The 12104-nt window shown below is 51.5% G+C and carries 10 protein-coding genes; 6 read left to right on the forward strand and 4 right to left on the reverse strand.

Annotated elements, in window-relative coordinates:
* The first annotated feature begins 152 nt into the window (after positions 1-152).
* The 6 genes from EDM59_RS23450 (at position 153) to EDM59_RS23475 (ending at position 7129) form a co-directional block, all read left to right on the forward strand.
* The gene (locus EDM59_RS23450; protein ID WP_122925833.1) at positions 153-2684 is read left to right on the forward strand and encodes an NEW3 domain-containing protein; all 2532 of its coding nucleotides are present in this window, start codon (positions 153-155) and stop codon (positions 2682-2684) included.
* Between the two features lie 128 nt (positions 2685-2812).
* The gene (gene argH, locus EDM59_RS23455) at positions 2813-4321 is read left to right on the forward strand and encodes an argininosuccinate lyase (protein ID WP_122925834.1); all 1509 of its coding nucleotides are present in this window, start codon (positions 2813-2815) and stop codon (positions 4319-4321) included.
* The gene (locus EDM59_RS23460) at positions 4321-5313 is read left to right on the forward strand and encodes an N-acetylglucosamine kinase (protein WP_122925835.1); all 993 of its coding nucleotides are present in this window, start codon (positions 4321-4323) and stop codon (positions 5311-5313) included. The genes argH and EDM59_RS23460 overlap by 1 nt, the downstream gene beginning before the upstream one ends.
* A 17-nt stretch (positions 5314-5330) precedes the next feature.
* Entirely contained in the window at positions 5331-6068 is a 738-nt protein-coding gene (locus EDM59_RS23465) for a PIG-L deacetylase family protein (protein WP_122925836.1), read from the forward strand.
* Between the two features lie 132 nt (positions 6069-6200).
* Complete coding sequence (locus tag EDM59_RS23470; RefSeq protein ID WP_122925837.1) at positions 6201-6449, forward strand: hypothetical protein; 249 nt, start codon at positions 6201-6203, stop codon at positions 6447-6449.
* 122 nt (positions 6450-6571) lie between these two features.
* Complete coding sequence (locus tag EDM59_RS23475) at positions 6572-7129, forward strand: nitroreductase family protein (protein ID WP_122925838.1); 558 nt, start codon at positions 6572-6574, stop codon at positions 7127-7129.
* A gap of 767 nt (positions 7130-7896) precedes the next feature.
* Here the strand turns inward: EDM59_RS23475 and EDM59_RS23485 are convergent.
* The 4 genes from EDM59_RS23485 to EDM59_RS23500 all read right to left on the reverse strand — a co-directional run bounded on the left by EDM59_RS23485 (position 7897) and on the right by EDM59_RS23500 (position 11991).
* Positions 7897-8319: a RidA family protein gene (locus EDM59_RS23485; RefSeq protein WP_122925839.1), complete on the reverse strand. Its 423-nt coding sequence runs from the start codon at positions 8317-8319 to the stop codon at positions 7897-7899.
* Between the two features lie 213 nt (positions 8320-8532).
* Complete coding sequence (locus EDM59_RS23490) at positions 8533-9003, reverse strand: GbsR/MarR family transcriptional regulator (RefSeq protein WP_246011205.1); 471 nt, start codon at positions 9001-9003, stop codon at positions 8533-8535.
* Positions 9004-9178: 175 nt separating this feature from the next.
* Positions 9179-10639 carry a serine hydrolase gene (locus EDM59_RS23495; protein WP_122925840.1) on the reverse strand — a complete coding sequence of 487 codons (1461 nt, stop codon included), beginning with the start codon at positions 10637-10639 and terminating at the stop codon, positions 9179-9181.
* A 113-nt stretch (positions 10640-10752) separates the two neighbouring features.
* Complete coding sequence (locus EDM59_RS23500) at positions 10753-11991, reverse strand: MFS transporter (protein ID WP_122925841.1); 1239 nt, start codon at positions 11989-11991, stop codon at positions 10753-10755.
* Positions 11992-12104: the final 113 nt, after the last annotated feature.

The following is a 12104-nucleotide window of genomic DNA, read 5'->3' on the forward strand; positions in this document are numbered from 1 at the left end:
TGTCGAGAAAAGATTCGCTTGGGGGCGGGTCGAGGTTTTCTAGTACTCCGCTATCTTCCTAGGGTCAATCCATGGCTGCAACAGGGGATACTACGAAAGAGTGCCGTGATTGATATAGACGTCAATCTGAGTAGGGAATGGAGGAACGTTCATTGAGAAAGGGGAAACTTGCCAAGCTGTACACTCTCACGACAGCGGCGGCGCTCGTCGGCAGTATGATCATGCCGCTTGCGCCCCAGACTGCCCATGCTGACCGGGGGGTTGTCGATCTGTGGAAAGCGATCAAACCGTTGACCACAATTGCCAGCGCCATGAATACCGGGGCCCATCCAGACGACGAGCACAGTGCGGTGCTTGCGTATCTGTCACTGGGAAAAGGCGTGGACACGTCCAGTATCATTGCCAATCGAGGCGAAGGCGGCCAAAACGAAATCGGCAGCGAGCTGGGCAATGCGTTGGGCATTATCCGCACACGCGAATTGCAGGAGGCTTCCAAAATCACGAACATTCACCTAGAGAATCTCAGTGAGAAGATCGACGACCCGATCTTCGACTTCGGCTTTTCCAAGAGCCCGGATGAGACCTTGGAAAAATGGGGAGAAGACGTGGCGTATGAGCGGCTGATCCGCAAAATACGGACACTTCGGCCAGATGTAGTAATCCCCGCATTTTTGAACGAGCCATCCACTCACGGGCATCATCGGGCGATTAATGTCATCACGGTTCGGGCGTACAAAGACGCGGCTGATCCGACCGTTTTCCCCGAACAGCTGAAGGAAGGCTTGACGCCATGGCAAGTGAAAAAGCTGTACCTGCCTGCCACGCAGAAGGATTACAACGTCAGCGTTCCCGTCGGAGCCTACGACGAGGTCTACGGCGCGTCCTATGTGCAGCTCGGGGAAGAATCCCGCTTTATGCACAAGAGCCAAGGGATGGGGCGTGTCTATGACGAAGGACCGAGCTCCAACTACTACAAGCTCGATCAGTCTGTCGTGAAAGCGAAGGACAAGGAAACGGACTTTTTCGATGGCATCGCGTACACCTTTACCGATCTGGCGAAAGAAGTAGCCGGTCAGTCAGGTGGAGCAAAAATTGCCAGCGATTTGCAAAAGCTGCAGAAAGACGGAGAAGAAGTCATCGCCGCTTATCCGCATTTTGAAGCGGTGGCAAAAGAAGTGCACGAAATGATTACAGATGTCGCAAAGGCAACGGCAGATGTGCAGGCTTCGGGCCTCTCCAGCGAGTCCAAAACAGACCTGCTGCACCGCCTGAATGTCAAGCAGGCACAGCTCAACAAAGCGAGCGCGGAATCCCTGTCACTCGTCACCAAAGTGAAACCGGAAACGGGCGAGCTGGTGGCAGGTCAGACGACAAAAGTAACGGTATCTGCCTACAACGGCGGTCAAGTCAAGCTGGGCAAAGTGAACCTCGCGTTGAACGTACCGAAAGGCTGGAAAGCGACGCCGCAGGGAACGACCAGCTTCAACCAGCTGGGCTACAACGAGACAGTCAAGACGACGTACGAAGTATCGGTACCAGCAGATGCAGACTTGTTCCAGCCGTATGCAGCACCGGCACTTACGGCGGATGTTTCGTACAGCTTCTCTGGCGCGACTGCCACGAGCCATGCTGTGCCAAGTGATGCTGTTGCGGTATTGCCGGCATTTGCGCTGTCTCTTTCTCCGAGTGCAACCGTTTTGAACACACGGAAGCCGCAGGATCCGATCCCGGTCAAAGTAACCGTCAAAAACTACAACCCGGGAGAAGCGAAGGCGAATATCTCTCTCGACGTACCTGCAGGCTGGAGCGTGGAGCCGAAAGCGACGCCGCTTGATTTTGCAGCAAAAGGAGAAACGAAATCGGTGGCGTTCACTGTCAAGGCAGCTTCCTCCGTCAAACCGGATTCGTACAAAGTGACAGCCGTCGCGACAGGTGGTGGAAAAGAAAGTCGACATGGAGCACAGGTCATCCGTTATCCACATATCGGGACTACTTATTTCGTTCAGCCAGCCGAATTGGCGATTCAAGCCTTTGACCTGAAGGTTCCAGAAGGACTGAAGGTCGGCTATGTCTCCAGCGGCTTTGACAACATCGATCAATACCTCCAGCAGCTGGGTGTACAGGTGACAAACCTGACAGCGAAGGATATTGAGTCGGGTGATTTGAGCCAATACGATACGATCGTCTTGGGAATTCGTGCGTACGGCTTCCGTCCGGAGCTGATTCCGAGCAATGCACGTTTGCTGAAATACGTAGAAAACGGCGGCAATCTGGTCGTGCAGTACCACAAGCCGGAAGACAAGTGGAAGCCAGAGCTCGCTCCGTATCCGATCAAGATCGGGGAGCCGTTGATTCAATGGCGGGTAACGGATGAAAACTCCAAGGTGACCATGCTGGCGCCTGATCATCCGCTGTTCACGACCCCGAACAAGATTACCGAGCAAGACTGGAACAACTGGATTCAGGACCGCTCTGCCTACAACCCGGCACAGTGGGGCAAAGAGTATACCGAGCTGATTTCCAACGGAGATGCAGGAGAGAAAGAATTTACAGGCACATTCCTCTCGGCCAAGTACGGCAAAGGAACGTATACCTACAGCTCCCTCGTCTGGTACCGTGAAATTCCTGCTCTGGTTCCTGGGGCGATCCGCTTGTTCGTCAATATGGTGAGTCTCCATCAGTAGCCATTCAGTTTGATCCGCCAAAGGGAAGAGGCAGAATGCCTGCCTCTTTTCCTTCCCGGATCGACGCGAGAATCTTTCTAATAATCGTAGTAGCCAGCCGATACAGCAGGGAAGGAGATGCAAGTCAAATGAATTATAGAGAGCGTATTTTTCAGCAGGAGGGAGAAAGCTTCCCCGGAAAGACCTATGTGGAGGTAGTTCTTGCACCTGCCTTTCATGAAGCCAAAAACCATCTCCTGCAACCGATGATGGCCATCAACAAGGCGCATCTGGTTATGCTGCGCGAACAGGAGCTTTTGACGGATACGGAAGCAAAGGCGATTGCCCAAGCTCTGGTCGGCATTGAGATGGAAGAGCTGCGCCACTCCGCGTACACCGGGCAGTTTGAAGATTTGTTCTTTCAGGTAGAGAGCCGTCTCTTGGAGTTGGCCCCGGACGTGGCGGGCAATCTGCATCTGGCGCGAAGCCGCAACGACATGGGAATCGCCATATATCGCATGGTGCTGCGGGAAAAGCTGCTGGTAACCTTGGAATCTGCCCTCTATCTGAAAGAGCATTTGCTCCTTTTTGCACAAGAGCATGCGGAGACCGTGATGATCGGCTATACCCATACGCAGCAGGCACAGCCCACAACCATGGCCCATTACATCATGGCAGCAGTCGATTTGCTCAGCCGCGATATCAAGCGGCTCTTGAACGCTTATCGGACGTGCAATCGCAGTCCGATGGGAGCGGCCGCTTTGACCACTTCGGGATTTGCAATCAGCCGGGAGAGGATGAAGGAGCTGCTTGGCTTTGATGAGCTGGTAGAAAACTCGTACGACGCCGTTTGCGGAGCCGATTACCTGGGGGAGGCTGCCACGGCGATTCAGCTGGCGGCGATTAATTTGGGACGTACGGTTCAGGATATGCTGCTGTGGTGCACACAGGAGTTTTCGGGTTTAAAGGTAGCGAGCCCCTACGTGCAGATCAGCTCGATTATGCCGCAAAAACGCAACCCGGTGTCCTTCGAGCACATGCGCTCCCTTCTGTCCAGCAGCGCGGGAAATGCCCAAACGGTGCTGACGATGATGCACAACACGCCATTTGGCGACATCGTGGACACAGAGGATGACATGCAGCCGTATGTCTGGAAGAGCATGTCGGTGCTAGAGCAGATGTATCGACTGATGGCATGCGTAGTAGGAACGATGGAAGTAAACAAAGCAGGTCTGCTGGAACGGGCAAAAGGCAGCTTTGCGACCGTGACGGAGCTGGCAGATACACTCGTGCGCACAGATCATCTCTCGTTTAGAAACTCCCACCACATCGTCAGCAAAGTGGTAAAAGAAGCGATGGCAGCCGGGCTTAAAGCGGATCAGATCAGTCTGGAGCTGGTCAATCGTGCGGCTTTGGACGTGATTGGCAAAGAGCTGGCCATCACGGCAGAAGAGCTTCGCCTCGCCTTGGATCCGGTTCATTTTGTCCGCATCCGCAAGCTTCCGGGAGGACCGAATGCCGATGAGATCAAGCGGATGATTCAGGAGCGCACAGCTTCCTTGCGGGCAGAAACGTCCTGGCTTTCGCAGGAGAAACAGGAGAGAGAACAAACGTGGAAGCGGCTGGATCAGATCATCGCTGATTGGAGTGTGGGGTGATGGCAGCTGTACGGATTCCCCTTTTGGCAGTAGACGGAGGGGGCACCAAGTGCTTGGCCGTGCTGGTGGAACGATCCGGGCAGGAAGTCGGCTCCGGACGATCCGGCTCATGCAATTACCAGGGAAGCGGGGAGGAGGCAGCCGCGCGGGAGCTGATGCAGGCGATCTCCCAGGCTCTGGAGGAGGCTTTAACCCACTATCCAAACGTGCCAAGCACGCCCTCAGCAGAGTGGGAGGTTGAGTGCGCTGTCTTCGGGATCGCTGGCCTTGATACCGAGCATGATCGCCAGGTGATAACGGGGATGGTTCAGCGCGTATTGCAGCAGCTGCACGTGCACGTCCGTCATTTAATCGTCGAAAACGATGGCTTCGCTGCTTTGCTCGGTGCGACTGGCGGCAAGCCAGGCATCCTGGTGATCGCTGGCACCGGCTCCATCGCTTTTGGGGTAAACGATGCGCAGGAGACGTCACGGGCAGGGGGCTGGGGTCATCGCGTCGGGGATGAAGGAAGCGGCTACTGGATTGGTAAGCGGGCGATTGTCGCTGTCCTAAAAGCGGCTGATGGCAGGGGAGCACCCACTCTTTTGAAAGATTTGCTGCTGCCCTTCATCGGATTGTCTCGCGTAGATGAGCTTTTTAACTGGACGTACGGCTCATTCTATTCCGTGGACAAGGTAGGCGAGCTGTCCGTCTTGGTCAGTCAGGCAGCCGATCAAGGAGATCCTGTAGCCTTGGAAATCTTGCAGGACGCAGGGGAAGAGCTGTTCCTTGCCGTTCGTGCCGTCATAGAAGCCTTGCATATGAAGAATAAACCGTTTCAGCTGATTCTGCAGGGCGGTGTTTTGCAGAATGACGATCGGGTCAGAGAAATCGTCATAGATCGAGTCAACCGCTACGCGTCGTCGGTCGTGATCGAGAATGCACAGAACGATCCGATTTACGGGGTCATTGCAAAAGGATTGGCGTATTTGGACAGCCAATCCGAACAGTAAAAGAGGTGCCAGTTGAGATGAAAAAAGTAATGGTAGTGTTTCCTCACCCTGACGATGAATCGTTTGCCTGCGGTGGTACCTTGGCAAAGTGCCGGGATGCCAGTCAAATGACGTGTTTAGTCTGCGTCACTTCCGGCTGCAAAGGGCGGACGGGGCCGTTTGAAATCGATTGTGGCGAGAAATTGGCACGCCATCGTGAACAGGAGCTGGAGAGAGCTGCCGAGGTGTTGGGGATTGACCGCTTGGATCTGTTCCGCTATCCGGATGGCTCGCTGGTGCAGACGAATTTCGATGAGCTGGTCGGGCGAATACGCGAGACGATTGTGGAATGGAAGCCGGATGTCGTGGTGACCTTTCCGCCAGATGGTGTGACAGGTCATCCCGATCACATCGTCACGTGCAAGGCGACGACAAGGGCAGTAGAACTGGCTGAGGAGGCGCTGTCAGCCAAAGAATACCCGGATCTGTACTACGTTTCCATTCCCCACTACTACGATCATTGCCCGGATCGGGGGCCGCAGCCGGCCGTGCCCATTACGGGAAAAGTCGATATTACCTCCTACCGCCTGCAAAAAGGCGAAGCCCTGCGCGCCCATCAAAGTCAGAGCTACTCGGTGAATCGGGCCTACCCGGGTGTGATTGACGGCGACTTTGGCGTGATTGGCTGCTACGAATACTACACACTCATTCGTTCAGGAGGAAAAAGGGTAGAGCCGTTGCCATCAGAAACCGAGATTCCGGTGATCGAGCTGTGAGTGACAAGTTCAACGGCAAAAATAGCACAAGGGTTGGTCAGCGTAGTGCTGGTTAATCCTTTTTTTATTCCATGTTAGAAACCAATTTTCCCCACCCCCGTATATCCTTAAGAGGGAAGGGAGGGATACATAGTGAGTCTATTCCAGTTTTTGTTTTCCCGGCACAAGAGCTTGATCTATACGGCTTTTGGCAGTCAGGACTACTTTCGGGTGATTTACAGGCTGGAGGCGGCTGGCGTCTCGTTTCGGACCCGAACTCATCAGGATCCTAGGCATCACACAGGCTCGTTTTCCTTCTCCACCAGAGATTTTACGCAGTACGATATCTATGTAACCAAAGCAGACGAGTATAAAGCCCAAATGGCGATTCACGGGAACTGACACCAAGGCCATGGGAGCGGCTGCATAGGGAATTCGGCGTTTCTTTCTATACGGCGGGTAGGTATCTTAGATATAATGATGGTAAAATTTGTCCTGATAGGTAGTAGAGGAGGAACCGCGTCATGTCCGTTCGTCAAGCCTTGCAAGAGAGAAGAGCTGTGCGAAATTATTTGCCAAAAGAGGTAGAAACCGAAAAGATCGAGGCGCTGCTGGAGTGTGCTGTGCTCGCGCCGAATGATCGACTGCGCCAGCCATGGCACTTTTATGTGATCAGAGGAGAGGCGAAGGAGCGATTCGAGGCAATCGCCAAACAATTTTTGCTGGAGCGCTTCCCAACCAAGCCTCATCTCGTCGCGGAATCGCTGGCTGTATTGGAAAAAACGCCACTGGTCATCGTGGCGACAGCGGATATCATTCCCGGTGATGAAGCGTCGTCAGAAGATAACGAATACGCTGTCTGCTGCGCGATTCACTCGATGTGGCTGGCAGCTAAAGAACTGGGACTGGGCATGGTCTGGCGCACGAGAGGCGTGGGACTGGTACGAGACGAACGATTGATGACGTTCCTCGGATCACCGGAAAATCAAAAGGTTGTCGGGACTCTATTTATCGGGTATCCAGAAGCGGACGTTCCTACTACGGCTCGCGCAGAGGTTGCAAGCAAGACGACGTGGCTGTAGTTGATACAAGAAGAGGGAAGAAATCACCAGCAGTGGTGCTTCCCTCTTTTTTTACTGATTCATTTTCGGGACGATCAGGAATACGAAGAATATGCGTAATGTTCAACCGACTATTTTTATGCTGGACGCGTAGTGTAAAATCGAATGTAACATGAATAAAAGGGGCTGGGATTATGATTTTCTGTTCGGATCGCTTAAAGGACTTTCACTCCTATAAACTTGATTCAAGCAAAGGGGAAAACAATGGACAGAAACAAATTCTCTGCGATAGCCCACAGGAACCATGCATTTAGCAATCCGATCAGTGAAAGCAAGATCAATATGGTTATGAATCATACAAAGCTGAATCCAAATGACAAAGCGATTGACATTGGAGCTGGAACAAGTGAATTGCTTATTCGTTACCCCTCTCTTCTCAGCAGTAGCAAGTGAGGATGATTGGGATGCTTACGAAGGTCTTTATGCAAGCTCCATTGAAGAGTATTGTTATGAAAACCCGGATGATCCTGATGTTGAAGCGATGCTCACAAGAATCAGGAGTTGGAGAAATACGTATCTGGAATGGGGAAGAGATACATTAGGTTTCGGCCTATATCTCTTTAGAAAGTGATACGGAATCAAACGAACAGTTAGAACAACGTTACCTCTTTTACACGTATGGAGACGATAGGGCAATAAAGACAGGACGGCAACTGGTCATAACGATCAGGGGCCGTTTTTCTTTGAGGGAACGGGCAGATAAGCGCAAGGTAGTTATTTAGTCTGTGCTACGTTCCGTCCGTATCTTCAACGACAGCAATTCCATCTATTTCAAGAAGGCAAGATGGACGCGCCAATTCCGAAACAAATAAAACGGTGACCAAAGGTGGATTTTCTAATACACCAGCCACCTCTTGGAAGGCTTTGTAACCGATTCGCGGGTCGCTCCCCCTGACTAAATAGATATTGAGTTTAACCAGATTGGCGAAACTTGCATTTTCAGAAGCTAAAATCGTTGCGATGTTAGTAAGCGCCTGCTTGGTTTGCAATTCCAAATCACCAGCTCCAATCAGCTCACCGGAGGAATTCGTAGCATTTTGTCCGCCTATATAAATGGTTTTTGCCTTTCCACTTACGGTAATCGCTTGACTAAATGCTTGGGAAACAAATAAACCTTCTGGGTTTTTATGCTCCATTTTGAAAGTAGTCATTTGGTTTTCCTCCTTAAAAATGGTGCTTTATCTACTTAAGTATAAGCAACTTCACTGACAGTTACTGTCAATGGTGTTCATTTGACGGGAAAACGTTACAAACGCTGACGCCAAGGCCGGTTCAATAGAAAAGGAACCGCATAAAGAGAGCAAAGGCTGTCTTTATAACGGTTCCTTTTTATTCAAGCATGATGGAGCAGCACTCTTCAGCAGTCAGGATTGCGAACGCCAATGAGCAAGCAATTTTTCCAGATATCCCTCAAAATGCACGGCGCTCTCTTTCATGGACGCAAAGCGCTCTGACAAGACTTCGTTTTTTTTCACGCTCTCAATCTGTGCTCCCTTTTCCAGGATGGTCTGCAGAGATGCCGTTCGCTTCAGGGCAGAGAGAACCTCCTTTTCCATGGCAGTAGGAGAAAATATATAGTAAGTGACACGGTCTCCCGTCACACTCTTTTTTTCCACGTGTCCGGTTTGCAGCAATAAGCGGATGTTGGTAGAAACGCTGCCAAGGCTTACTTGCAGGGAGGATGCGATCTGTTCGGCGGAAAGAGCGCCTTCTGTCACCATCAACAGGCCCAGTATCCGTCCAGCAATTCGGGAAATACCTTGGCTCTCATGGTGGAGTCCGATTTCTTCAATATAAGTCAAAAGCTCTGGAGATAACTTATCACTCAATATCATTACTCCCTTTGGGAAAAACGCTCAGACGTTTTTCAAGCATCTCGGATAGTTTTCAGTAATCTATTATACCAATACTTCGAACGGTTGGGTAAGGGAGAATCCCGTTCCTCTGCCCGATTACACGCAAAGAGAGCCTGTCAATAGCAGCAGGCTCTCTCCTTGTTGGTAGGTAGATTTACACGTCGGAACGGCTTGTTTTTTTCAATTGCCGATAGCCAAACAGAATACGGCTAACCTGACCTTGTTCGTCACGGATAAAGCGAACAGGGTTTGATGTCGTGGCGCTCATGGACATGAGGAACTGATCCAATCCGACTGCTTTTAGGGGAATGACACTGTCCAATTCACCCAAGGTGGCAACGATCTTCACTGTACCTTCCTCGGTTTTGACGATGATTTCATTGCCTTCAGGCGAAGCGTATTTCCCACAATAGTCGGTGAAAAGCGCGGATTCGGGTTCATAGGATGGATAGCTAAGCTCGGGTAGGTCTAGCGGCCGACCGTGCAGGGAATTGAGAGAGGACGCCAGCAAATCCCTGACCACAAAAGCACCGTCAAGGTTGGTCAAAGCGACCCCTGTGATGCCCTCATCCGGAAGAATGTACATCTGCGCAGAGATTCCTTTCAGACCGCCGGAGTGTTCTACTAGCGTGCCGCCGTGATAGTACGGCGCTGGTGTGACGACCAAGCCGTAGGCGTAATGAGTTTGTGAGTCAATCGAAATCTGAGGTGTCATCATTGATGCTACGCTTTCTTTGGAAAGAATCCGGTTTGTCCCAACACATCCGCCTGTGCGGAAAATTTCCGTATAGCGTAGCATGTCCCGTACGGTCGACTTCAAAAATCCGGCTGCACGCTGGGAGGGAGCATCCCACCAGCACGGTGAGGCAAAGACTTCGGGTTTGCCGTTTACGACTTTCCGTGTATGGAGAGTAGAGATGTCCGTCTTTTTATCGAGATCGTCGAGAAAAAAGGCAGTATGGGTCATACCGGCAGGGTGGAGGATATACTCGCGTACGTATGCTTCATAAGACATACCACTGACTCGCTCAACAATAGCGCCCAATAATCCAAAGGCATCATTGGAGTAGCTGAATTGGGTTCCTGGCTCACCTAGCAGTTCAATAGGGGAAGCAGCCAAGTAGGAGAGCAAATCCTCATACGTATCGATGAAAGGCAGCTTGCTCATATGGGCGGGATCAAACGGAGGGAGCAAATCCGTGTAATCAGGATCGTCCACGATGCTTCGCTTCATCGCGCCGAAAATACCAGCCAATGGGGGAAGGCCTGCCGAATTACTCATGAAATGATGGATGCGGATACGTTTGGCAGCTGATTCATCCGCTACCGTAAACGCAGGCAGATATGTGATGACAGGGTCCTGCACGCAAAGCTTCCCTGCTTCTTGTAGCTGCAGGATGGCGATGCAACTAAACGACTTGGTAATAGAGCCGATGCCAAAAACAGTATCGAGCGTGACTTCTTTCTGCTGCTCGGCATCGCTGTGACCAAACGCTTTCTGGTAAAAAATCTCTCCGTCTTTGGCAAGAGCAAGCATTGCTCCGGGCAGTGCACGAGGATTGACGAGTTTCTTGGCATATTCTTCAAAGGCGGTAGTCCAGGGTTGGCGATTCATTTGCGTTCATCCTTTCTCCAGAGAAATTTGTATGACTTTCCTGTTTTGAATGCTCCTGTAAGATGAGCAGAAACGGTGCGAAGGTCGCGGACCTGCCCAGCGAGGCGCTCGCATTACGCTCCCGGAGGCAGCTTGTGGACCTGCTTGCTTTCAAAAGGCTTTATGCGTATTCCAAGAGAGGTGACGACGGCAAGGGCAAGACCCAGCATGAGAAAGCCAAAGCCTGCTTCAAAGGAAAAGTGAGTAATGATGGCTCCCATGGCAACCGGAGTGATAATACTGGCTGTCTTTGCCCCGGATAGAAGGATGCCGCTGCCTGTTCCGAGCACATGCGCAGGTATGATGCGCATCGTCAGCCCCATGATGGGCTGGCTTGTCAGAGAGAGAAAAAGAAGAATGGCAGATTCGTATAGGACAAACTCAACAACGCTTCCTGAACGGATCATCAAAACAAGAAAGAGAGAGGCGAGCAAGAGCGCAGGAATGACCATCAGGCGAAACTTATCACGGAAAAATCGGTCGTAGAGCCATCCGCCAGCAATATTGGCCAGCATCGCCACCAGGAGAGGGAGCGACGCAGCAAATCCGGTTTGGGTGAGCTCCAAATGCTTGACGGTCGTTAAATAGGTCGGAACCCACGTGAGGAACCCCGTCATAACAAGGCTTATCCCAAACAGCATCAGGGTCAGCCGCCAAATCTGTCCATTTCGCAAAACGTCCGTAAGCTTCATAGCTAAAGGTGATGATTGCCCGTCGCTCTGTTGTGCTGGCTGTTTAGGAGATGGGCCAGCCGGAAGGGAGCGAGGGAGAAAGAAATAGATGACAGGGGCCATGATCAGTCCGAGAAGAGCCAAGAGTAAGGACGTCTTGTGCCATCCAGTCATCGCGATCAGCGGGGCAACGATCAGCGGCGCGATTGCAGAACCAAAAGGATCAGCAGCCAGCACAACTGCATTGGTCGTCGTCCGATATTCCAGCGTCGTTCTTTCTCCGACAGCTTTGAGGATGGAGGGTGACATCGGAGCCTGGATTACACCCAAAAGGAAACGAACGGCAATCAGCATGGCAAAGCCCGTCACCAAACCGGTACATGCTGTGAAGAGCGCCCACAGCACCAAGCCGATCGATATGATTCGCTTCGATCCGACTTTGTCAGCAGCCACACCGCCTGGAATCGTAAAAAGAGCAAAGCCCAAAAAATAAGCGCTTACAATTGCCCCTAGCTCTACCGAGTTAAGTCCGAATTCCTCACCGATCAACGGCAGAGCCATTATAATGCCAAACGTTCCGATCACCTCTACAAGAAGAGTCAAAAAGAGAAGCAGGGCACTGATCGAGGCTGTTTTTTTCACTTGCATCACCACCTTTTCGAAATATGTAGTTAATCTTAATGAATTTCAGTCATTTTAGTCAATATTAAAATAATTAAAATAAAATCGTTGCGAGTTGCCCAACTATCCATTAT

It is taken from the genome of Brevibacillus nitrificans (assembly GCF_003710965.1).
Taxonomy (GTDB): Bacteria; Bacillota; Bacilli; order Brevibacillales; family Brevibacillaceae; genus Brevibacillus; species Brevibacillus centrosporus.